This window comes from Clostridium sp. AM28-20LB (assembly GCF_003480665.1).
In the GTDB taxonomy this organism is placed as follows: domain Bacteria; phylum Bacillota; class Clostridia; order Lachnospirales; family Lachnospiraceae; genus Otoolea; species Otoolea fessa.
This window is the reverse complement of the sequence record NZ_QUJN01000002.1, coordinates 246,793-270,683: the sequence shown is the minus strand read 5'-3', so window position 1 is coordinate 270,683 and position 23,891 is coordinate 246,793. Positions and strand designations below refer to the sequence as shown.

At 51.8% G+C, this 23,891-nt stretch carries 22 protein-coding genes; 3 read left to right on the top strand and 19 right to left on the bottom strand.

What is annotated here, in order from left to right:
* Positions 1 to 48: 48 nt before the first annotated feature.
* From malQ to DW739_RS05970, 6 genes are all read right to left on the bottom strand, one after another.
* Positions 49 to 1,548 (bottom strand): 4-alpha-glucanotransferase, encoded by a 1,500-nt coding sequence (gene malQ, locus DW739_RS05995; protein WP_118742802.1) that lies wholly within the window; start codon positions 1,546 to 1,548, stop codon positions 49 to 51.
* A 14-nt stretch (positions 1,549 to 1,562) separates the two neighbouring features.
* Positions 1,563 to 2,873 (bottom strand): dihydroorotase, encoded by a 1,311-nt coding sequence (locus tag DW739_RS05990; protein ID WP_118742801.1) that lies wholly within the window; start codon positions 2,871 to 2,873, stop codon positions 1,563 to 1,565.
* A gap of 89 nt (positions 2,874 to 2,962) precedes the next feature.
* The gene (locus DW739_RS05985; protein ID WP_022360591.1) at positions 2,963 to 3,340 is read right to left on the bottom strand and encodes a VOC family protein; all 378 of its coding nucleotides are present in this window, start codon (positions 3,338 to 3,340) and stop codon (positions 2,963 to 2,965) included.
* Positions 3,337 to 4,053: an MBL fold metallo-hydrolase gene (locus tag DW739_RS05980; protein ID WP_118522228.1), complete on the bottom strand. Its 717-nt coding sequence runs from the start codon at positions 4,051 to 4,053 to the stop codon at positions 3,337 to 3,339. The genes DW739_RS05985 and DW739_RS05980 overlap by 4 nt, the downstream gene beginning before the upstream one ends.
* Before the next feature lie 238 nt (positions 4,054 to 4,291).
* Complete coding sequence (locus DW739_RS05975; protein ID WP_022360593.1) at positions 4,292 to 4,681, bottom strand: thioesterase family protein; 390 nt, start codon at positions 4,679 to 4,681, stop codon at positions 4,292 to 4,294.
* A gap of 120 nt (positions 4,682 to 4,801) precedes the next feature.
* Positions 4,802 to 5,200, bottom strand: coding sequence for a zinc ribbon domain-containing protein (locus DW739_RS05970; protein WP_022360594.1), 399 nt, complete (start codon positions 5,198 to 5,200; stop codon positions 4,802 to 4,804).
* 463 nt (positions 5,201 to 5,663) lie between these two features.
* Here DW739_RS05970 and DW739_RS05965 point away from each other — a divergent pair, with 463 nt between their 5' ends.
* The gene (locus DW739_RS05965; protein ID WP_118672520.1) at positions 5,664 to 6,611 is read left to right on the top strand and encodes a DNA glycosylase; all 948 of its coding nucleotides are present in this window, start codon (positions 5,664 to 5,666) and stop codon (positions 6,609 to 6,611) included.
* Here DW739_RS05965 and DW739_RS05960 read toward each other — a convergent pair.
* From DW739_RS05960 to glgB, 13 genes are all read right to left on the bottom strand, one after another.
* Complete coding sequence (locus DW739_RS05960; RefSeq protein ID WP_022359449.1) at positions 6,608 to 7,465, bottom strand: EamA family transporter; 858 nt, start codon at positions 7,463 to 7,465, stop codon at positions 6,608 to 6,610. The genes DW739_RS05965 and DW739_RS05960 overlap by 4 nt on opposite strands.
* A 6-nt stretch (positions 7,466 to 7,471) precedes the next feature.
* On the bottom strand, positions 7,472 to 8,350 hold the full coding sequence (locus DW739_RS05955) for a radical SAM protein (protein ID WP_118742800.1): 879 nt from the start codon (positions 8,348 to 8,350) through the stop codon (positions 7,472 to 7,474).
* On the bottom strand, positions 8,313 to 10,034 hold the full coding sequence (locus DW739_RS05950) for a metallophosphoesterase (RefSeq protein ID WP_118742799.1): 1,722 nt from the start codon (positions 10,032 to 10,034) through the stop codon (positions 8,313 to 8,315). The genes DW739_RS05955 and DW739_RS05950 overlap by 38 nt, the downstream gene beginning before the upstream one ends.
* Complete coding sequence (locus tag DW739_RS05945; protein ID WP_118742798.1) at positions 10,031 to 10,528, bottom strand: pyridoxamine 5'-phosphate oxidase family protein; 498 nt, start codon at positions 10,526 to 10,528, stop codon at positions 10,031 to 10,033. Before DW739_RS05945 ends, DW739_RS05950 begins: the two co-directional genes overlap by 4 nt.
* Positions 10,528 to 11,544 (bottom strand): LysR family transcriptional regulator, encoded by a 1,017-nt coding sequence (locus tag DW739_RS05940; protein WP_022359453.1) that lies wholly within the window; start codon positions 11,542 to 11,544, stop codon positions 10,528 to 10,530. The genes DW739_RS05945 and DW739_RS05940 overlap by 1 nt, the downstream gene beginning before the upstream one ends.
* Before the next feature lie 378 nt (positions 11,545 to 11,922).
* Positions 11,923 to 12,420 (bottom strand): 8-oxo-dGTP diphosphatase, encoded by a 498-nt coding sequence (locus DW739_RS05935; protein WP_107000811.1) that lies wholly within the window; start codon positions 12,418 to 12,420, stop codon positions 11,923 to 11,925.
* Positions 12,421 to 12,444: 24 nt separating this feature from the next.
* Complete coding sequence (locus DW739_RS05930; protein ID WP_118742797.1) at positions 12,445 to 13,899, bottom strand: metallophosphoesterase; 1,455 nt, start codon at positions 13,897 to 13,899, stop codon at positions 12,445 to 12,447.
* A gap of 292 nt (positions 13,900 to 14,191) precedes the next feature.
* Positions 14,192 to 14,464 (bottom strand): GIY-YIG nuclease family protein, encoded by a 273-nt coding sequence (locus tag DW739_RS05925; protein ID WP_022359457.1) that lies wholly within the window; start codon positions 14,462 to 14,464, stop codon positions 14,192 to 14,194.
* 467 nt (positions 14,465 to 14,931) lie between these two features.
* Positions 14,932 to 16,503, bottom strand: a complete 1,572-nt coding sequence (locus DW739_RS05920; RefSeq protein ID WP_118742796.1) for an SPOCS domain-containing protein — start codon at positions 16,501 to 16,503, stop codon at positions 14,932 to 14,934.
* Between the two features lie 82 nt (positions 16,504 to 16,585).
* Entirely contained in the window at positions 16,586 to 17,266 is a 681-nt protein-coding gene (gene cysE / locus DW739_RS05915; protein ID WP_022359459.1) for a serine O-acetyltransferase, read from the bottom strand.
* Between the two features lie 146 nt (positions 17,267 to 17,412).
* Entirely contained in the window at positions 17,413 to 17,976 is a 564-nt protein-coding gene (locus tag DW739_RS05910) for an HD domain-containing protein (protein WP_118696209.1), read from the bottom strand.
* Between the two features lie 43 nt (positions 17,977 to 18,019).
* The gene (locus DW739_RS05905) at positions 18,020 to 18,910 is read right to left on the bottom strand and encodes a mechanosensitive ion channel family protein (protein WP_107000816.1); all 891 of its coding nucleotides are present in this window, start codon (positions 18,908 to 18,910) and stop codon (positions 18,020 to 18,022) included.
* Positions 18,911 to 18,931: 21 nt separating this feature from the next.
* Positions 18,932 to 21,454: a 1,4-alpha-glucan branching protein GlgB gene (gene glgB, locus DW739_RS05900; protein ID WP_243023739.1), complete on the bottom strand. Its 2,523-nt coding sequence runs from the start codon at positions 21,452 to 21,454 to the stop codon at positions 18,932 to 18,934.
* A 549-nt stretch (positions 21,455 to 22,003) separates the two neighbouring features.
* On the opposite strand from glgB, the gene lepB reads away from it, so the two are divergent.
* On the top strand, positions 22,004 to 22,516 hold the full coding sequence (gene lepB / locus DW739_RS05895; RefSeq protein WP_243023749.1) for a signal peptidase I: 513 nt from the start codon (positions 22,004 to 22,006) through the stop codon (positions 22,514 to 22,516).
* Positions 22,517 to 22,551: 35 nt separating this feature from the next.
* On the top strand, positions 22,552 to 23,871 hold the full coding sequence (locus tag DW739_RS05890) for an aspartate kinase (protein ID WP_107000817.1): 1,320 nt from the start codon (positions 22,552 to 22,554) through the stop codon (positions 23,869 to 23,871).
* Positions 23,872 to 23,891 lie beyond the last annotated feature (20 nt).

The following is a 23,891-nucleotide window of genomic DNA, read 5'->3' as shown; positions in this document are numbered from 1 at the left end:
CCCGAATTTGCAAGCATTTTACGGGTTTTTATTCCCATCCGCCAAAAACTAAAATCTTCCGAACGTATCCACCAGCCAGGACAAATAATCTGCCCGCTCATCCGTAAACTGCCCCGGAAGCAGACGCCAGCGCCAGTTTTCCCCGAGAGTTCCCGGCGTATTCATGCGCGCCCAGTTATCGAGCTTCAACACATCCTGCATCTGGAAAATGGCAACGCTCGCGACTGAACCGTATGCCGCGCGGAACACGCGGTCTACCACCTCACTCTGGTGTGCTGCACCGAGGTAATCGGCAATGTACTGAAGCTCCCACCACTGACGTTTTTCCGGTTTGAAATACCCCGCCAGCGTCTCATTGTCGTGCGTTCCACCGTAGACTACGGAGTTCGGGTCATAGCAGTGCGGCAGATGCTCGTTGAAACGGTCGCCACTGAACGCAAACTCAATGATCTTCATGCCCGGATAGCCCGTCTCTGCCAGCAGATCCTTGACCTCCTGACAGAAGACACCAAGATCCTCCGCGATGATCTTCGTCTCGCCTGCCGCCTCGTCAAGTGCGTCGGTCAGCTTTTTGCCCGGACCTTTCTCCCACTCGCCGTCTTTCGCAGTCACAGCGCCATACGGGATTGCATAATACTGCACCACGCCGATGAAATGGTCGATCCGCACCGCATCGTAGAGCTTCGCGGACGCTTTCATCCGGCTTCGCCACCAGGCGAAATCGGTTTGTTTCATTTTCTCCCAGTCGTAAAGCGGGTTGCCCCAGAGCTGTCCATCCTCTGAAAATGCATCCGGCGGCACACCCGATACCTTGAGCGGCGTCAGATTTTCCTCGTCGAGCTGGAACAGCTCCGGGTGGCTCCAGACATCCGCGCTGTCGAGCGCCACGTAAATCGGAATATCACCGACGATCTGAAGTTCTTTTTCTTTTGCATACTGTTTTAATTTTTTCCACTGTTCAAAAAACTTAAACTGTAAGAACTTCCAGTAATTTATTTCTTCTGCCAGCTCTTCGCGGCATGCCGAAAGCGCCTCCGGACGGCGGAACCGGATGTCCTCGTCCCAGTCCATCCAGCCTTTTCCTTCATATTTACCCTTGACTGCCATATAGAGCGCATAGTCGTCCAGCCATTCTTCATTTTCTTCCAGAAATGCCTGATATTCCTCACTTTCCTTATGGCTGCTCCGCTCATACGCCTTGCGCAGAAGCGGAAAACGGTAATAATACAGCGCGTCATATTTGACCTGATCCTGCTTGTCGCACCACCAGCAGGCGTCTATCTCATCCTGGGTCAGAAGTTTCTCGTCTTTCAGCGTATCCAGATCAATAAAATACGGATTTCCCGCAAATGCAGAGTAGGACTGGTACGGGCTGTCCCCGTAGCAGGTCGGTCCCATCGGAAGCACCTGCCAGTACGTCTGGCGTCCGCGTTTTAACTGATCAATAAACTCATACGCCGCCCGTCCGAACGTACCGATTCCATACGGCGACGGCAGGCTGAAAATCGGCATCAGTACGCCTGCGCCGCGTTTTAACATTGTCTTCATCGCTTCGTTTCCTCCTATTCTGCCCGATATACTGTCTCACCGCTGCAGATGGTATAGTGAACCTTTCCATAGAGCTTCACTCCCACAAACGGGGAGTTAGACGCCTTGGAATGGAATTTTTCTACGGTATATGGTGTCTGGTCGTCAAAAAGAACCAGATCCGCCGCGCCGCCCTCGCGGATGCGTCCCGCCTCCTTCATCCGGTACAGCTTCGCCGGACTCAGGCACATTTTCTCAAACAGAGTCAGATAATCAATGTGACCAGCTTTTACCAGCCTGGTAACCGCCAATGGCAGGGAGGTTTCCAGCCCGATGATGCCGCTCGGTGCCTCGGTCAGCGGTTTTGCCTTCTCCTCGGCGCTGTGCGGTGCATGATCCGTCGCAATCATATCAATCGTGCCGTCCTTGATTGCCTCAATCAACGCCTCGCGATCCGCAGCACTCCGCAGCGGCGGATTCATTTTCGCCAGTGTTCCGTACTCCAGAACCGCCGTCTCGTCCAGTGTAAAATGATGCGGTGTCACCTCCGCCCAGACATGCGCGCCCAGCTTTTTCGCCAGACCGACCATCTGCACCGCATTACGGGAACTGATGTGCTGGATATCCACATCTGCGCCCGTGTGAAGCGCGATCATGCAGTCGCGCGCCACCATCGAATCCTCCGCCAGCGCCGGGGAACCACCGATTCCCAGCTGCTCGGACACCGGACCGCGGTTGATGCCGTTGTTGAAAATAAATGCCGGATCCTCTTCATGGAAGCTGAGCGGCACATTGAGGCGTTTCGCCGTCTCCATCGCCTCTTTGACCAATTTTTCGCTCATCAGCGGGATTCCGTCATCCGTAAATCCGATCGCACCCGCCTCTTTGAGGGCGTCCATATCGGTCAGTTCTTTTCCCTGAAATCCCTTTGAGACTGCCGCGCAGGTTTCCACATGAATTCCCGTTTTCGCGCCCTTTTCCAGAATATACCGGACAATCTCCGGCGTATCGGCAACCGGTTTCGTGTTTGCCATACAGACCACCGTCGTAAAGCCGCCCGCCTTTGCAGCCGCCGCGCCCGTCTCGATGTCCTCCTTGTAGGTCAGACCCGGATCGCGGAAATGCACGTGGACGTCCACCAGTCCCGGCGCGACGATCAGCCCTTCTGCGTCCAGCACCTCGGCATCTGCCGGGATGGACGGTGCGTCAGATGCCCCATCTGATTCTGCTTTTGTATCTTTTTTCACGATTTTCTGGATTTTCCCATTTTCAATCCACAAATCTGCCCTTCCGTCGAATCTGCTCTCCGGATCGATGACTCTGCCGTTTTTAATTATTTTTACCATTCTAACCCCTTTTTAACTCATATGTTAAAACGTAACTGTTCAGTACTTTCACAGTCACGTCAAAACATTTTTTCAGACAAACTCAGCCCTTAACTCCTCTTTGCCGGCACGATCTCCAGCCAATATCCATCCGGATCGTTAATGAAATAAATACCCATCGCCGGATTTTCAAAACAGATGCATCCCATTTCCTTATGTTTGGCATGTGCCGCCTCCATGTCTTCCGTCTCAAATGCCAGATGGAACTCATTGTCGCCCAGGTTGTAGGAGTCCTTCTCCCAGTCGCGCAGCCAGGTCAGCTCCAGCTGGTAGCCGGTCGTGGCGTCGCCCAGATAAACGAGTATAAAGCTTCCGTCTGCCGCCTCCTTGCGGCGTACCTCCTTAAGTCCCAGTGCTTCCTCATAAAATTTCAGTGACTTGTCCAGATCGATGACATTGAAATTGTTGTGTGCAAATGTAAATTTCATCGGATAAACTCCTCTCCTTCCTTGTGAATCTCTACAATCCGATCCCGCCAGCCTTCACTGGATGGATGTTCGATTAATTTTGGTATAATCGTATAATCTTCCCAGAAATGCATCGGGAAAATCCATTTTGTGTCCGCCTGCTCCATAAAACCGGCAGCGCCCAGATAAAACCACTGCTCCTGCCTCGGATCGACCGGGATAAATGCCAGATCCGCCGTGCGCCCGGAAAGCTTTTTCATCTCCTGTTTATAAGAAGCCGCCATATTCCGGTTCCATGCCATATCTTCGCCTTCCCACCACCAGTTATTTAAGTCACCGGCGTGATAAATCTCCTTTCCTTCGCAGGAGAGCCAGAAGGCGACGCCCTCGTCGGTGGAATGGAACGTCTCGACGATAAGGCTTTCTTCAGAAATATTCAGGCAAAATCTTTCTCCTGCCTTTACCAGCCGTATCCTGTCTTTATATCGTTTACGATATTCCTCCGGTATCTTTTTCCCAATCTCTTTTGAGAGAATATAAAAAACATTTTCCCGTTTCTCTCCCAGCTGAAAGATTACCGGAGCATAATGATCGGCATGGAAATGGCTCGCAAAGATAAAGAGGGGCTTCCCTGCCGGGAACTCCGGGAGAGTTCCCTTAAAATAATCAAACAGAATCACGGCATTTTCAAGCTCAACTGAAAACGAGCTGTGATGAATATATGTGATTTTCAAACGAATTAATTCCCTTCTATAATGAAAAAGAATGTGCCTTGGCACATTCTCGCGCCGAGCGCGGTCGCTTGCGACATGTTTCTGCTTCGCGCGAGTGCGCATCATTGGCACGTTAGTGCCTTTTTGTGTAATAGGAAATTTCAAGGAATTTCCTATTACACGAAACAACAGCCAGCCAAAAGTATCCCGCATACGATACTCGCAGCGCTTTCAGCCGGCTGTGCTCTCTTCGCAACCTTTAGTTTTCTTTCTTGCTCTGTGCTTTTGCTAAGAATTTCTCATTTTTGATGATGAAACGCTCATGTGTGCCGCCGCCGATGGAACCTTTCGCGTCAAATGCCTCTACCTTAAATACGAGACGTCTGCCGTCTACTTCTACCAGCTCACTCTCGCACCAAACCTGCATGCCGACCGGGGTCGCTGCATTATGGGCAATTTCCAGCTTTGTACCAACGGTTCCCTCACCGTCGTTTAAGTACGGAGCCACGCTCATCCACGCGGTTTTCTCCATCAGTGCAACCATCGCCGGAGTTGCAAACACCGGTAACAGACCGCTTCCCACTGCTGCTGCGGAATTTTCATCCGTAACCATAACTTCCTGTCTTCCCTTGATACCAGCTTCTAACATATTGTCTGCCTCTCTTTCTTTTTTGCGCCAAAATCTGCGCTGTATCAAATTTTTGTAACCGTCCCGTGCTTCCACAGCCGCCATCACTCTTTTAGCGGTATCCGTCTGTATTTTCCCGCCTTACAGCGGTTTGCCGCACTTTGGACAGTACGAAAAATCCTCATCCGTCTCAAATCCACAGGACGGACAGACCTTATGACGGTGTGATGCATCACTTCCCGTCCACGGATTTCCATTTCCATCCTGCCGAAGTGTCAGATCGCTTTCCGTGATCTCGACCTCCTCGCCCCGAAGCAGCCTCTTTCCCACCTCCGGATCCAGCTCATAGACCGCACCGCAGCACGACATTTCTACGAAAAAGCGCCGGTTCCATTTAAAAATCGGGATAAAAAAGAAACTAAAATACATATAGGTCATGTACACCTGATACCGCCCATAAGCGCCGCAGCGCCCGCAGATCACTGTTTTCAGGTACTCCAGCGGCTTCACGCCGGAACTGATGCCACCGATAAAAAACATCCGTCTCCCCTCCTGCCATAGAACAAAGCATGTGCTCTGGCACATTCTCGCGCCGAGCGCGGTCGCTTGCGACATGATTCCTCTTCGCGCGAGTGCGCACATATATACATCATACCTAAGTAGCGCGTCTTTCGCAAGATTTTTTTACGCTCTGATGCAATTCCTTTGTTACTGTTCACAGGTAGGCACTTTTGGAACCGAAAGTGCCGTAAGAAAACGTGGTGGCAGCAGGAATTTGCCGTATTTAAATGCGAAGCCACGGCAAATTCCGTTACTGGGCACGTATGCGTGAACAGTAACATTCCTTTCTGATAAAAGGTAACCGTTTGCAGTCAAAGGTCTTCTATGCTATGATACGTCTCATAAGAATTACATGATTTGATACTTTATGATTCAAGGTTTTATAACTTGATATTCCATTGATATAAGCAAAAAATATTTTTAAAAAAGAGGATGCCCTGCCATGAACACACATACAACAAACCTGCCTGCAATCGAAAAGCACAATTTTCCCAACTCCCACATCATCTCCTGCCTGAACCTGAACCTCGCCCAGATCGCCGCCTCCGGTCAATGTTTCCGTATGCTTCCGGTTCCGGAAAAACCGGGGATCTGGTCACTCATCAGCGGGACACACTATCTGGAAATTTCCGGGACGCCGGACGGTTTCTTCTTCGACTGCCCGGACGAAGCGCTTCCTTTCTGGAAACAATACTTCGATCTCGGCACCGATTACGGCTCTTTCATCGCCTCCATCCGCGCAGACGATGCCTACCTCGCGGCGGCGGCAGACGCCGGTTCCGGCATCCGGATTCTCCGTCAGGATCTCTGGGAAATGATGATCACCTTCCTGATCTCCCAGCAGAAAACCATCCCAAAGATCCGCGAAGCCGTCGAAGCCCTGGCAAAAAAATACGGTGCGAAGAGAACCGCCGCCCTGTCCGACGGTTCCATCCGCACCTACTATTCTTTTCCCTCGCCCGAAGAACTGGCATCTGCCAGCCTGGACGACCTATTAACCTTAAAACTCGGCTACCGCGCCAAATACATCCACCGCCTCATCCAGGATGTCCTCGCCGGAACCGTATCCTTAGAATCTCTCGCAGCCCTGCCGCCGGACGAAGCCATGACCGCACTTACCAGCCTCTATGGCATCGGTCCCAAGGTCGCCAACTGCGTCTGCCTCTTCGGACTCCACCACATCGACGCCTTCCCCGTCGATACCTGGATCGAACAGATCCTGACCAAAGAATACCTTCCCAAGCACCCCATCCGCTACCGCCGCCTTCCAAAAAGCCGCCTGTACACTACTATTATCCAGGATTTTTTTGGAAGCTATAAAGGATACGCAGGGGTAATGCAGCAGTATATCTTTTATTATGAGCGCAGCATCCGAAACGGAAAATTCTAAAGATTCAGCAGCGCCAACGCCACCAAAATAATCCCGCATCCCCCAATCTGTCTCCGGCTGATTGGATCCCCGAGCACCAGCACGCTCACAAAACTGACCACCAGGATCGTACCGACACTAAAGCTCGGATACACGATAAACGCCGGCAGTCTCGACACACTCGCCAGCAGCAGCGAGGTTGAAAAATAGTTTGGAAATCCGACTGCCACACCACTCAAAAAGTCCATCTTTCCAATCTTGCGGCGGGTTCTCTGCTGCTCGAGAAATGCCAGAACCACAGTCAGAACCAGTGCGGTCAGGAACGTATAGAACAGAAACAGCGCATCAAACCGCCTCTCGCCGATCCTCTCCGTTACCTTGGACATCCCGTCTGCCATACCGCTGACGACAAATAAAACGAGCAGAAGTCCCGCCGAACCCATCCTCCGTCTGCGTCCGCAGCCGCGGTCCCCCTCGCTGTTGATGACCCAGATCGCCACAATAACCAGCACGATCCCCACCAGCTGGAACAGCGTTGGGATCTCACCTAAAAACAGGATACTCGCCGTGACCGGAATCACGATACCAAGCTTCGCAAATGCCGACGACAGAACCGCCCCATTTTCACGGATGCATTTCTGCATCAGAACCAAATTTCCTGTAAACAAAAATCCATTCACGATTCCCGTGAGAACCGCCGTCCGGCTGCCTGCCGCAAAGATATTTTTATCTGGAAGCAGAACAAACGCCACCACCAGGCAGGTCACATAATTTCCAACCAAAATCCCATATCGGTTATCGCTGAACGTCTCACTGATCCGCAGCGCCAGCGCCAGGGACGCGCTGAAAAGAATCGCAAAAATCAGATAAATCATATCTACTTATAAGAGATCGCCGGTCTCCCGGAATTTCCGGTAATGATGCGTTCTCTTTGCCTCCTCCAGTTTTTTAAGCATGGCCGGAATATCCCCGTTTAAGGTTCCCGCCAGAATCACGTAGTTCGACGCATGGTTCGTCCGGAATACAGTGCCCGGAGAATCCACATTTTTCAGGAAAATTTCCATTTCATCCACAATTTCATCCGGAGTTATCCGCTGGAACCGCCCTTCCACGACATCCGCATACATCGGCGTGCCCTCGTACAGGCGCAGCGTCAGGAAGGATGCGTACTCCGGGTTCATCGCCGTGATGAGTTTCGCACAGGATAGGGCGTGTTCTTCCACCTTGCTGCGTCCGCCAAGCCCCGAAATCAGCGTCACCGAGGTCGCGATGCCGCAGCGTTTCAGTTTTTGTCCTACCTCAATGGTCTGTTCCGCCGTCACACCTTTATTGATATATTTTAAAATCTCATTATCGCCGGATTCCGCACCCACATAGACGATTCCGAGTCCCGCCTCGCGCAGGCGGATCAGATCTTCTTCCGATTTCCGCAAAATATCCTGTGCCGTTCCGTAGGAAGCCACCCGCTTCACGCCCGGATACAGGCGGTGGATCGCATCCAGAATCACCAGAAGATCCTCTGTTTTCATGACCAGCGCATCGCCGTCCGCCAAAAACACCTTCTCGATATACGGCGCATACGGATTGTGCGAAACCTCCGTCAAATCTGCCAGAATCTCCGCCAGGCTCCGGATCCGAAACTTCTTTTCTTTATACATATTGCAAAAGCCGCAGGTGTTGTGTGCACATCCGATCGTCACCTGAATGATCAGGCTGCGCGCCTCACTCGGCGGTCTGTATACAATTCCCTCGTAGTCCATATGGTTCCTCCTTTTTCTGTATCTCCTCTGCCGGACTGCCCGCATCTGCTCCGGCAGTTTCCTCATTTTCTGCATTCTCCGGGTTTTCTATCGTCTCCCCCGGCAACGGGAAATCCACGCCCGCTTTCAGTTCCAGCACCGTGTTGTCCATCCGGGCATCGTGCAGGATCGCCTGCAGCCTTGCCAGCCAGAAATCATTGCCGCTGTAACGGATCCAGTACTGATATGCCTCGCTTTTTCTGATCTTTGCCACATCAATCTTCGTGCCCGAACAATAATCACGGTTCATATCGGCATAGAGCCTTGCCATCTCTTCTTTGATATCCTTTGATGCCGACTGCAGCGCCTTAAACGCCTGTTCCGAAATCACATCTACCAGAAACTGATCCGCATAAGCATCAAAATTGAGAAGATTCTCGTCTTCTTCCCCGTAGCGCTGCGCCCAGCCTGCTATGTCTACCTTTTTTGTATGGTAGGACAGACTGCCATCCGTCTGCCAGTTTAGGATACTGTACTGGCACGGCGCCATCGGAAGCGGAGAAGTCACTATCTCCCGGATTCCATATCCGCCCGGTGTATTCAGATTTGACGTATGCTTCTTGATTCTCTGCAAATGCAGATGCCCGCTCAAATACACCGGAACTCCATATGCTTCCAGAAGCGCGGTCACTTCTTTCGTATTTTCAATCGTGCATTCCTCCGGATAGAGTGTACTCTCATCCAGCAGATTGTGGTGTGAAACCGGAATGACCGTCACACCCTGTTTTTTCGCCTCCTCCAGCTGTGTTTTCATCCACGCAACCGTCTCTTCGCTTAGCTTTCCGCCCGTCTCATGGACCGGTTCACACATGCAGCTGTCCAGCATCATCAGCCAATATTTTTCATCCAGGCGGTAAACATAACTCAGCGAATCCGAAGCCCGGGACACCGCCTGATCATAGCCAAACTTATGGTAAATCTGGTAAAACTCTTCCGAACTTGTTCCCTCTGCCGGGGATACCTGATCATCAAAATACGTTGCCGCCCACGGGTGGTTAATATCATGGTTGCCCGGAATCACCAGCACCGGAATTCCCGCTGCCTGCACCCGCTCTAGCTTCTCTGCAAGCGCTTCATGGTTTGCTTTCTCACCATTCTGGGAGAGATCTCCGCTCAAAACCAGTGCCGATGGATGCGCCGTCCGCACCTCCTCCAGAAATGCCTCCGTAATCTCATCCAGATACGGCACGATCGTCCCATCATTTCCCATCGTATAGGTATCAAACGCCGACTGGAAATCTGTCATCTGCGGGGACTGATAGTGAAGATCCGTCGCCAGCCAGATGGTCGGCGGCATATAAACTGTCTCTTCCTGTGCCTTCTGGGGCTCTTTTTTTCTTTTATACAGCTGTTTCCGGGAAGTCCGGCGCTTTAAAGCCGTTTCTCCATCCGAAGCGTTCTCATCTGCATCATCCTGTATCACTTCCCCGGCGGATGATTCATCCTCCTCCAGATTCCCGGCGGCTCTATTTTTTTCATTCTCCGCCACATCGCCGCCATCTGTCTCAGCTTCCGAAGCTTCCGTCCCGGATGCATGCTTTTTCCCTGCATCCGGCACCAGCCATACAACCAGAAAAAGTGCGAGGACCAGCAGCAGAAGCTGTGCCCCCCGCACCAGAATCGACATCTGTCTTAACTGTTTCATGGCTGCTCCGGTTTCGGCGCATTGCTCTTACCTGTCAGAGTTTCCACACGCAGGCAGAGGACGGTGGTTCTCGCCGCCACCTCCGGAGCAAACTCATACGGTCCGCCCTCCGGGTCATACTGCTGCATGATCCTTGTCAGTGCCTCTCCTTTCTCCCCAGGAGCAGCCACACGGGATAACCGTCCAGTCCCGCAGACACTCTCATAAATCATCGTGCTTCTGCATGCCGGTTCCAGAATCTTTATCTCTTTTTCATTCTGCACACAGAATGCCACCCGGTTGTCGCGCTCCATATGCTCAATCTTCGTTCCCACCGGAGCGCCGTGGAAATACAGCACCGGCGTCTCCTGGTCTTCGTTCCACACAAAACCATAATTTAACGGGATCACATACGGGTATTCATCCCCGGAAAAGGCGAGACTACACACCCGGCAGTGTTCCAAAATGGCTTTCTGCCCGTCTTTCGACTCAATCGCACGTTCTCCTCTTCGCATTATTTATCCCCCTTCTTATCCGAACCTTTCTTCTCCTGATTCTCTTTCTCCCGTTGCTCCCGTACCTTCTGGAACGCCTCGTCGCCGACTGCCACGCGGATAAACTCCTCCATCGCCTTCGTGAGGTATTTATTTCTCTTCTTGTACAAATAAACGTAACGGACCGCCAGCTCTTCATTCATCTTGTAAAAGCACAGCGGCACTTCATATGGAAGATTGACGATCAGGCCATCCGGGATGAAGGTCGCGCCCACGCCCCGTCCTGCCATGTTGAACGCAGAGACAACCTGGTCCGGTTTCATGATAATATTCGGCGAATAATTCTGGCGGCTGCACATCTTCATGCTACGCTTGTAAATACTGTTTTCCTCTTTGACGAAGATAAACGGAGTACTCTTTAAGAGCGGCAGCGGCAGTACCGGGAACTCCGCCTGACTGTGGCGTCCTGCCCGGATATCTTCCGCGGTAAGCTGATACTGGGTCAGCTCCTCATTGATCGGAAAACTCTTCGGAACAGCCAGAATAATTCTCTCCGTGCTATAATAATACTTTTCATAATTTTTGTCATCCAGTTCCGAGTTATCGATCAGAAGATCCAGTTCCTCGGCAACCAGCTTATCGGTCAGCTGTGTGGTCGTGCCCTCCTGCAGATCAATCTTGATCTGCGGATACCGATGGGAAAACTCGCTCAACACGCCCGGAAGTACAAACGAGGTAAAAAAGATCGTTCCGCCAACCGACAGCTTGCCCGCCAGAAGCCCATTTAAGTTATTCAGTTGATTGAGCGTGTTCTGTTCCAGCGCAAACAGCTTTTCGATCGCGTCGATATAAACTTCACCGCCCGGCGTCAGTCCGATCGGAGAGGTGCTCCGGTCAAAAATCGGAGTTCCTATCTTTTTCTCCACCTTCTTGATCGCCGTGCTTAACGCCGGCTGCGTAATATACAGTTTCTGCGCCGCCTTCGAAAAACTCTTTTCCTCGTAGACCGCGTATACATACTCTTTTCCGTCGAACATGTTTCCTCCTATGTACCCTGCTTTTTCTCATCGCTGCATCCTGCGGGATATTTCATCCCGAAACTTCCCGCCCGTGAACATTCTCATTCTGTTCCATTCTTTCCCCTTTATCTACAGGGTTTCCGGCACTTTTGTCCACTTGTGATTCTATAACAAAAAATTTATAATAATTATCTTCTTATTTATATTTGATTATATACGATGAATGATATATAATCAAGTTAAAGATAAGGAACAAGAGAAAATAATTCATCTTCTTATCTTTCTGGCATAGCCAACCACCCCGATTTTCCCCAAAATCGGTTCCCATATATTGATTATTCCTCATGAGCACGCACTGCAGAACCCTCGTTCCCCAACCAACCCGCAGTTGCGTGCTTATTTGTATGTAATTTTTACCCCGTCCAGCTCAGTTTCTATCAGCTCGTCCCCATCATATGACAATTTCAATGAAAAAAACGTATCCCTTTCAATCAGAAGCTTCAAAAAGATCCGATCGCCGTCCCAGAGCCGCAGAGCCGATACATCCTTTTTCGCCACCCAGGCAAGCTCGCCCTCGTCACATTCGCGAAGCGTTCCCTCAAATCCATCCGCCGTGTACAGGCACATATATTCCGTCGGCCAGCCTTTCGCGATAAACGTCACGATTCCGCGGAAGCGCCAGGAAGTCAGAGTCAGCCCTGTCTCCTCCTTCACTTCGCGCAGCAGGCAGTTCTCCGGGCTTTCATTCTCCTCAAAATGTCCGCCGACGCCAATCCATTTTCCTTCATTCACATCCTGTTTCTTCTTAATGCGGTGCAGCATCAGATATGAATCGTCTTTTTCAATGTAGCAGAGCGTTGTCAGCGGCGAACGCTGTTTTTTTGTCTCTCCCATGCCTCCTGGTACCTCCATTTTTATTTAATGTACGCTCGGAATCTTCAGATGCCCGTAGTCCTTCGCCTCGTCCTCCAGGATATTCTGCAAAAAATCGCTCAGTTCGCTGACATAGCCGATCTTGTTCCAATCTTCCAGCACTGGATTTTCCTTTGCGGCTTCCTCGATCTGATACATCCGTCCTTCATAATAATTCACGCACAGATCCGCGTAGTACGAAGCCATTTCCTGTTTCTTCTCGTCCGTAAAAAATGCATGGCGATCCTCGATATGGCGATTCAGATCCCGAATTGCATCGCGGATTGCCGCCCGACGCAGGATCGACTCCGAATAAGCCGTAAAATCTGCCAGATCTCGGTTGTGGTACGAGTGGCGTATCGCCCAGCCGTCCACATCGACAGGTTTCGCATCATACTGGTAGGTCCCGTCGTTCCAGATGCGGACAATCCCGTAATGGCACGGAGCCATCACCATGGAACCCGTCACAACCTCATAGATGCCCGTGTCCTCGTCTTCCTTATAATGCTGGATATGCAGATGTCCGCTCAAGTGCAGGCGCACGCCATGATCCGACAGCATCCGCACCAGTTCCTCGTTGTGCTCGATCGTACAGTTGTCATAAAAGGTCCGGCTCACTCCGCTCTCATCCAGCAGGTTATGATGGCTGACGGATATCACGCGGGCGCCTTCCCGCTCCGCCTCTTCCAGAATCGGCTCCATCCACTCATACGTTTCCCGGCGGATCATGCCGCCGACCTCATTTTTCGGTTCATACTGACAGGAATCCAGCATCAGCACCCAGTTTGCACTGTCTATCTTATAAAGATAACTCAGCGATGCCGGATCCCGGCTGTCCGCCGCTACATAGCCAAAATCAGCATAGATATCCCGGAACTCGTCCGCTGTGATGGACTCCACCTTTTCCGCTCCATCCGCCGTATAGCGGCGGGCATCCGGGTTATTGATATCGTGGTTTCCCGGTATAACCGCGACCTCAATTCCCGCCTCGCTGAGTCCTTCCAGAAGTTCTGCCAGTTCCTCATGGCTCGCTTTCTCTCCGTCCAGCGTCAGATCTCCGCTCAGAATCAGGAGATCTGGATCTTCCTTCTTCATATCATCGAGAAAGGCGTCCATGACCTCCCAGCCGTACTCCAGCACGCGCCCGTCTCCGCCCCTCGCCATTCCGACAAAGGAATCACAGCGGTTTCCTGCCAGTTTCTCGGCAAAATAGTGCATATCCGTTGCCACCACGATCTTCTTTTCCACGAAATGGTCCTCGGTTTCCTCTTCCCCGCTTTCTTCGTCTTCGGCAGCCTCATGGCTCTCCTGTGTCTCCTCTGTCTCAGCTGTCTCAGTCTCCGACTCCTGTGTGGCACCCGGACTTTCCGTTTCCGCCTTGCTGGAAACCTCCGTCGCGTCTGCCTCCTTCGATAGAAACGAACAGCCGCCAAGCAGCGCTGCCAGAAGGACTGTTGCCATCACTATACATCCTTTGTTTCTTCTACTTTTTCTCACTGTACCTATCCGCTCCTGTTTTTTCTCTATCTTTCAATTTCTGTAACTGTTCAGCACCTTCACAGTCACGCGCAAAAATCCATTAAAAATTGCCTACGGCAATGGGATTTTTGCCTGCTGGCCCATGTTTTCGTACGGTCAGCACAGTAAATGTGCAGACCTACTGAACAGTTACCAATTTCTACTGCTGTTTCTTGCCTTTACCGCTATTGTTTGTACCAATTCTTCGTACATAATCTGCCCCGGCGCGATATATCTACGTCTCGTCATCCACCGGAAGCTCCGTCCGTCCCAGCGCTGCCATCGCCTCTTTTTCCTTTTTGGTCAGTTTCTTGATCGCTGCCTCCCGGCGCATCGCCTCGCTGCGCGTCGCATATTCTTCATAGTATGCCAGCACTACCGGACGGCGGGTTTTCGTGTATTTTGCACCTTTCCCGGCATTGTGTGCCGCCACTCGCGCTGCCAGATGGTTCGTCCACCCGCAGTACAAGGTTCCGTCCGCGCAGCGCAAAAGATATGTATAATTCATGCATCATCCTGCCTTTATGGTTCGCACTCCCGACAAAAATTTCTCAGTACACAGGAAAACGCATCCGGATGCCCTATGTAAACGGCGCCGCGCCTTGCAATGCACGGGCACCGCCCGGTTCGGGAAACTCCTTCCCCGGATCTATCATCAAGCACCGGCCGGATGCGTTTTCCTGGCTTACAAGGCAAAAATCCTTTGTCAAAGACAAATCTGCATGGATTTTTGCTTGTAACTGTAAAGATATTGAACCGTTACAATAATAGTATATAAAGTTTTCCCCCAAATGCAACCATTCCGGCTGGATTTTTTGTTACTGTACACGCATACGTGTCCAGTAACAGAATTTGCCGTGGCTTCGAATTTCAATACGGCAAATTCCTGCTGCCACCACGTTTCCTTACGGCACTTTCGGTCCCAAAAGTGCCCACCCGTGAACAGAAACGATTTTTTCTCTCTAAAATTCCTACCTATGAACAGTTACCCGCCGTTACCTCTTTGATCAGAAGCAGCCGCGCCCCTGCTCCGGCTTCCTCCCCGTCGATTTCATTCATTTCCCGCACCTGATCCACCGTCGTGTGGAATTTTTTTGCAATTTTCCACAGAGAATCCCCCGGCTGCACAATATAACCCACAATCCCTGGCTGCTGCTCCCAGCGCTTTAAATCGAACGGCTGTGTCTGCACGGATGTAACCACCTCTTCCTGCATCGGCTGGAATACAAGCAGTTCCACCGTGAGCTGCGCCTTGACCTCCGCCTCACCGCCGCCCAGCATCACCGCGCCGAGCTGTTCCAGCCCCAGATTCAACTGCCAGACGCAGTCTTCCCGGATCCCCTCCGCCTCGACCGTGCCGGAAAATGGAAGAACCTCAGAAATTGCCCCGACCGGCGCCGCGTCATCATCCGTCAGATACAGGAGACTGACTTCCAGCACTCCCTCGATCGCCAGACCGTTTTCTGACGGGCGGCTCTCATCCAGCCGGACAATCCCACTGCTGTGGCAAATCTGCAGAATTCGCTCCGGTTTCTGAAAAGAAACGCTTCCCCCCACCCGCATTTTGCAGCTGTTGCGCGTCAAAAGCCGGTCAAAGCACACCTCCCCCTGCTCGCTCACGACCTCGCAGCCGGTCGAATAGAGATCGCTTAAAAGTTCCACTGATTCTTCTTTATAAAGGCGGATGTCCAGCTCCAGCACCGTCTCCACTTCCACTTCGCGCATCTCCCCATCGCTGTCCGGCTTTTTGCCCGCCTCTGCATGAAGAATCCGGACCCCGACCGCCGGGATCATCTCCTCCACCGCCTCCGAGAGTTCCACCTCACCGGAAAACGGAATACTCTCCTCCAACCACTGAACCGGCGTGTGCTCGCCCTCGCCGCTGTAAATCAGGAACACCGACAATTCACCGTCCAGGTGCAGTTTTCCATCCAACGGGCGCACCGAAACATCCCGAAGACGCATCTCCTGCCAGAGAATCGTCTCAATATTCGGCTTATTTGCCGATACGCTTACTTCCTCCCGGACCCGGTAGATATCTTTGCGCCGCACTGCAAGCGTCGCTGCCGGAACGCTTCTCTTCAGGACTTGCAGCCCCACATCATCCGTCTCGACGTCCGCGGCAGCCTGCGCATCGACGCGGCTTTCCGCCCGCACCGTAAGCGTCAGCACCGCTTTGGCGCTCAGCTTGCGCGAATGAATCATGGTAATATTCAAATCTTCGATATTCCATACGATCTGCGTATAGTCGCGCTCCGAAAGCTCCGGCACATTGACCGTTTCCTCAAATGGAATCTCCCCGCCCATCGCCTGCAGCCCGCCCGACTCCCGGCGGTACAGCACCCGGAACACAAGCTTTCCCCGGATCAGCACCTTTTCCCCCTGAATCCGTGAATTTTCTATCTGAACCTCCCCGTCTGACAGCAGTATCTGCACCGCATCATCCAGCGCATCCGGCACAATAAAATCATCATCCAGCGTCAGCTGCGACACCGCCGTCCCCCTCTGCCGATTCATATGTATCTCTTTTTTGATCAGCTCTATCATAAAAAACGCCCCTTTCCAAACCGCACGCATTTCTCTCAAAGAAATTTATGCAGCCGAAAGGGGCGTTATGAATAATTTTGTGTCAGGCTTTCTCCTGTCCTGCCCGCACTGCCTCCAGTTCCTTCCGCAGGTTTGCCGACTCTTCTCTAAGTTCCTGAAGCTCTTTCCGGAGCGCGTCGATCTGCTCTAAAATACGCTGATCGTCCTCGCCGATGATCATCTTCTGCTTCTTCGGCAGCGCCACGCCGTCCTTCTTGACCGGACGCGCCGGAATGCCGACAGCCGTGGTATTTTCCTCGAGCGGGCGGAGCAGAACCGCATTTGCCGCTACGGAACAGTTATCACCGACCTCGAAAGAACCGAGAATCTTTGCGCCGGAACCGACCGTCACATTATTTCCCAGCGTCGGATGACGTTTACCCTTCTGTGTTCCGACACCGCCCAGCGTCACACCCTGGTAAATCGTACAGTTGTCGCCGACCACCGCCGTCTCACCGATGACAACGCCGCAGCCGTGGTCGATCAGAATACCGTGTCCGAGCTGTGCACCCGGATGAATCTCAATCAATGTAAAGAAACGTGCCACCTGTGAAATCAGGCGCGCAATGAAAAACATATGGTGCTCATAAAACCAGTGCGCCACCCGGTGCCATATCAGTGCATGTACGCCCTGATATAAAAGTAGTACCTCCAATGCATTTCTCGCAGCCGGATCTCGCTCCTGAACCGCTTTTACATCCATCCAAATATCTTTTAAAATCATGTTTCTTCCCCTTTTACTGAACTGAATGACCTTTCCGTTTCCGCAAAATCTCAGAACCTATCATCCTTCTCTTCTCCGACAGCCATTCTTTCTGACTGGCTGCTACAGTTTCTCATTGTCATCCTATGTTGTTTTTATGCTGCCGTTCATATATTTTGTAAACTACAACACCCTGCGATCCCGCCAAATACCTTGCCGCAGAGACGCACATATTCCTGATATTCCGGTGTCTCATTCAAATCCTTCAAAAGGTCTATCATCGACGTGTAATACCACGCCTGTTTCTCTCTGTCCTTCATATTAAACCGCTGCCAGAGCTCCTCCCCGACCAACAGATAGTCACGCGCCATGCTGCGGATATTGCTCAGCTTATCCGCCATCGTCAGGATCTTCTCCGCCGGACTCGCTGTTTTCAGATGTTCCAGCGTGTGCCCCTTGCGCTCAATCCAGGTTTTGGACTTATCCTCGCTCTCCGCCGCGACCAGATCCGCAACCCGGGTGCCAAACTCCTGTTTCAAATCCTCGTAGGTCACATCCGTGTCCTCGATCGTATCATGCAGAAGTGCCGCTGCCAGTATCTCCTCATCGTTCGTCAGCATCGACGCAATCAGCGCCGTCTCCAGCGGATGAACGATATACGGAATTCTGGTTCCCTTCCGATGTGCGCCCTTATGCGCCTGTTCTGCGAATTTTGCCGCTCTGTCAATCATGGTTGTTCCTCTGTCTATATTGCTTATACTGTTTAAACGATTGCTACTGTTTCAAATGTATATCCATCTTGTTGTATGGAATTTCGATGCCCGCCTCGTCAAATGACAGCTTGATCTGTTCCAGAATGTCCCATCTCGTCTGCCAGTAATCGGCCGTCTCTACCCAGCCCCGGATGCCAAGCACCACGCTGCTGTCGCCCAGGCTGTCCACAAATACCTTGATGTCCTCATCCTTCTTCACCATCGGATGTTCCCGGTAAACGCGCTCTAACACCGCCTTTGCCGTCCGGATATCCGCCTCATAGGCAATACCGACCTTGAGCTCCAGCATCCGCTTGTCCATCGCCGTCACATTGGTCACGGTTGAGTTTGAAAGGGTGCCATTCGGGATGGTAATTGCTTTATTATCGGTTGTCAGGATAGTCGTGTAAACCAGCCCGACCATCGAAACCCTTCCTTCCCCGGACGGGGAAATGATATAATCACCCACCCGGAACGGTTTCATAATTAAAATCAAGAGTCCGCCCGCAAAGTTTCCAAGACTCTGCTGGAGCGCCAAACTCAGCGCAAGACCTGCCGCGCCAAGAACTGCCACAATCGAGGCGCTGTCCATGCCAAGCTGCCCTGCAATCATAAAAAGCAGGAATACATTCATCACAAACTGGGTCAGCGCCCGCAGGAAACGAGTCACACCCACATCCATACCGGCATGCTCCATCGAGCGGGACAGCATCTTCTCGATCATCGAAATGACCTTACGTCCAATCAGGAAAATGATGAGCGCCACCAGTACCTTCTGTCCCAATGCCATAAGCCCCGGGCCAATCCGGTGCATGATCGCAGCCATCGTATCCACGTTCAAATTTGCCGGATCCGATAGTGACTCTGCTACCGCCGCGATCTCCTCGCCTGTCAGCTCTGCCGCTGTTGCCATCTATTTCATTCCTTCCTGTACTTACTCTTTTCCCACCTTTTTATCCAGACTTTCTTCCAATCCCGCCTGTCGTCTCGCAATCGAGGACAGACTGATAATCTTGGAGGAAAGCCCCGCCTTCGCCTCTGCCAGCTTATCTGAAATACCCGCCAGGCGTTCTGCTGCCGCAGCAGCTGTCCCCCCGGCTTTTCCATTGAATGCCGCCGCTGCATCCGTCATCATGCTCTGGAGATCGGTTTCAGCCTTTTCTTTTACACTCTTAGTGCTGTGGGTCGTCTTTTTCGCCTTCGCCGGTTTTTCTTTCTTCTCCGGCTCCGTCGGCGTGCAGTTGAAGACGCTGATGCCAAGCGGCGCCAGCTGGATCGTGATGGAATTTTCCTTTCCATCACATTCCTCTGCCTTCGAGGACTTCATACGCGGATTGACCTTTCCGCTTCCGCCGAACTTCTCCGCATCGCTGTTGAAAATCTCTTTGTATTTTCCCTTAAACGGTACGCCGACCGTCAGCTTCTCATGCAGCTGCGGGGCAAAGTTGCAGACAAAGAGCAGTGTCTCATCCGCGCCGCGCCGGAGAAATGCAATGATATTGTCCGCTGCATCCATGCAGTTGATCCACTCGAAGCCTTCCGTCTGATAATCTTTCTGATAGAGTGCCGGATGGCTGGTATAAAAGTGATTTAACTCCTTCACATACTCCTTCATCTGGCTGTGGATCGGATACTGCAGCAGCTCCCACTCGATCGATGCATTCTCATTCCACTCATCCATCTGGGCGAAATCCTGTCCCATGAAGAGGAGTTTCTTGCCCGGATGTCCCATCATAAAACCGTATGCCGCCCGCAGGTTCGCAAACTTGTCCTCAAACGTCTGTCCCGGCATCTTATTGACCAGGGAACCTTTTCCGTGAACCACCTCGTCGTGTGAGAAGACGAGGACGAAATTTTCACTGTAGGCGTAAATCATGCTGAAGGTCAGCTCATTGTAGTGGTGGCACCGGAAATATGGATCCTGCTCCATATAGCCCAGAAAATCGTTCATCCAGCCCATGTTCCATTTATAATCAAAGCCAAGACCGCCGTTCTTCACGTCACCGGTAACCTTCGGCCATGCCGTCGATTCCTCGGCAATCAGAATCGCGCCGTCCTTGCGTCCTCTGAAGACAGAGTTCAGATGCTTTAAGAACTCGACCGCCTCCAGATTCTCATGACCGCCGTACATATTGGCAATCCATTCACCCGGATTCTTGCCATAATCCAGATACAGCATCGACGCCACCGCATCAAACCGGATGCCGTCCGCGTGATAGCGGTCCGCCCAGAACATCGCATTCGCAATCAGGAAGTTTGAAACCCCCGGTCTGCCGTAGTTGTAGATCAGCGTACCCCAGTGCGGATGCGCCCCCTGTCTCGGATCCTTGTGCTCATAGAGGCAGCTTCCGTCAAACTGCGCCATGCCCCATGCATCACGCGGGAAATGTGCCGGAACCCAGTCAAGAATAACGCCAATCCCCTGTCCGTGCAGGTAATCCATAAAATACATGAAATCATCCGGTGTGCCGAAGCGGCTGGTCGGTGCGTAATATCCCGTCACCTGATAGCCCCACGAAGCATCCAGCGGATGTTCCATGACCGGCAGAAGTTCCACATGGGTATACCCCATTTCCTTCACATATTCCGCCAGCTTGACCGCGATCTCACGGTAATTGTAAAACTCTGATCCGACAATCTCGCGTCCTCTCTTATCCACCTCGGTCGGTTTTCGCATCCAGGAACCGAGATGCATCTCATAGATCGACATCGGCGCCGTCTTCGTGTCGAGCGCCGCCCGTTTCTTCATCCAGTCCTGATCGTTCCATTTATATTCGTCCAGATCCCAGACGATGGATGCCGTGTTCGGTCTAAGTTCCGCATAGTTCGCATACGGATCCGCCTTCAGCGCCGGGTCGCCGTTCTTGAACTTAATTTCATATTTATAAACAGCGCCCTTTTTTAGCTCCGGGATAAAAATCTCAAACACGCCCGAATCTCCCAACCGCCGCATCTGGCTGCGTCTGCCATCCCACAGGTTGAAATCACCGACGACACTCACGCGCATCGCTTCCGGCGCCCAGACTGCAAAATAGACGCCGCTCACACCTTTGACCGTCATCGGATGCGCGCCCATCTTATTATAAATGCTGTAGTGGACGCCCGCCTCGAATTTCTTCAAATCCGATTCCGTAAACTGCGGTGCAAAGGAATACGGATCGTGTATCTCGCTTAACGTACCATTATCATAAAACACAAGGAGGGTATAATCCGCCAGAGTCTTGCGCGGAATCAGCGCCGCAAAAAAGCCAGTCTCGTCCGCCATCTCCATCTGGTATTGCTTGCCGGTTGCCGAAAGTTTGACCGTAATATCGCGCGCCGTCGGAATAAACGCCTGTACCAGCATTCCCTCCGGCGTCATATGGGCTCCCAGCATCCGGTGCGGGTTTGCCGCTTCCGAATAGACAATTTCTTCAATTCCAGCCCAGTCCATCAGATCGTATAATGTTTTATCCATACATACGCCCCCTTGCGTTCCTTTGTGGTTTTTGGTTTTAGCTTCATTTTAGCATCCCGCGCCCAATAATACAATCATACACTTCAAAACATTTATGAATTTTCCCGAAATTTCGTGAAAAAACTTGATAAATCAAGGCATCTCATATACACTATTATGGCAGAAGGTTACCATATTACAGTAGCCATTACTGCTCATGCGTTGCACAAACGTTACTGCCGTAGCAGACACCTTTGGAACTGAAAGTGCCATAAGATAACGTCACACAGACAGCAACAGCAGAGAGAGGAGATATATATGGAAGATCAAGATAGAGACCATATTTCGTCCCGAAGCAATTTCTCCGGGCGTTCCGATCAGGAACTGGATGAGATGCTCGATGAACTCCGCGCCGGAAAAATCGGCATCAACCAGCCAGGCCAGAACTCTTCGGAACACGATTTGGAAGATACGCCCGAAGAGAACAACAACGCTTCAGGTACCGGAAATGCCGCAAAATCCAAGAAGGGCAAGAGCCGCAAGGAAGGCTTCAATCTCAAGGACGAGGTCATAAGCTGGATTCAGGTCCTGGTTGCCGCCGCTATTATCGCATTCTGCGTCAACCATTTCATCATCGCCAACAGCGAAGTCCCGACCAGCTCGATGGAAACGACCATCATGGCTGGCGACCGCGTCATCGGCTCACGGTTAAGCTACAAATTCGGAGATCCGCAGCGGGGTGACATCGCCATTTTCATTTATCCGGATGATGAAGCGAAAGGCATCAAAACGTACTATGTCAAACGTATCATTGGTATGCCGGGCGACACGATCGACATCGTAGACGGCAAGGTATACTTAAATGGTTCCGATACACCGCTCGACGAACCGTATCTGCATGAACCGATGGAACCGGAGGAACCGCAGCACTACAAAGTGCCGGATGGCTGCTATTTCATGCTGGGCGACAACCGGAACTATTCCAACGACGCCCGCCGCTGGACGCACAAATACGTCAAGCGCGACAAACTGGTTGCCAAGGTACTGTTCCAGTATTTTCCGAAGATCCAGAAACTGAATTAACCCAATATTTACTTTAGGAAGGAACAAAGAACATCATGAAGAAAGTAGTAAAGTTTGGCGGAAGTTCCCTCGCCAGCGCAAAACAGTTCAAAAAAGTCGGAGATATTATCCGTGCTGATAAATCCAGACGCTACGTTGTACCGTCTGCTCCGGGCAAACGCAACAAAAATGACACCAAAGTAACCGATATGCTCTATGCCTGCTACGAGGCAGCTTCCACCGGCGCAAGCTACGGCAAGCTTCTCTCCGCCATCAAAGAGCGCTATGAGCAGATCATCGACGGTCTGGAGTTGAATTTAAACCTCGATTATGAGTTCAAGACCATCGAGGAAAACTTTATCGCAAAAAAAGGCAGCGATTACGCAGCTTCCCGCGGTGAGTATTTAAACGGTATCATCATGTCCCATTACCTGGGCTATGAGTTCATCGATGCAGCCGAGGTAATCTTCTTTGACGAGAATGGTACATTCCTGTCCGAGAAAACCAATGAAGAGCTGTCCGAACGCCTCGCGCACACTGAGCGCGCCGTTATCCCAGGCTTCTACGGGTCCAATCCGGACGGCACGATCCACACCTTCTCCCGCGGTGGTTCGGATATCACTGGCTCCATCGTAGCCCGCGCGATTCACGCAGACCTCTACGAGAACTGGACCGATGTATCCGGTTTCCTGGTAACCGACCCGCGCATCGTGGAAAATCCGGTTCCGATCGAGACCATCACCTACAAAGAACTGCGTGAACTGGCTTACATGGGTGCCAGCGTCCTTCATGAGGATGCCATCTTCCCGGTACGCCGCGAGGGCATCCCGATCAACATCCGCAACACCAACAAGCCGGAGGATCCGGGTACACTCATCGTCGAGAATACCTGCCGGAAGCCGAAATACACCATCACCGGTATCGCCGGAAAGACTGGTTTCTGCTCTGTCACCATCGAGAAAGCGATGATGAACTCCGAAATTGGGTTTGGGAGAAAAGTTCTGGGTGTCTTCGAGGACTGCGGCATTTCCTTCGAGCATATGCCGTCCGGAATCGACACGATGACCATCTTCGTACACCAGTCCGAATTCGAACAGCATGAGCAGTTCGTTATCTCCAACATCCACCGCGCGGTACAGCCGGATTCCATCGAGCTTGAGTCCGATTTAGCACTCATCGCCGTCGTAGGACGCGGCATGAAGTCCACCCGCGGCACTGCCGGACGCATCTTCTCCGCTCTGGCACACGCCCGCATCAACGTCAAGATGATCGACCAGGGTTCCAGTGAACTCAACATCATCATCGGCGTGAAGAACGCAGATTTCGAGGCGGCTGTGAAAGCGATTTATGATATTTTTATTACGGCGGAGCTGTAAGAGCAAATTTTAAAGTTATT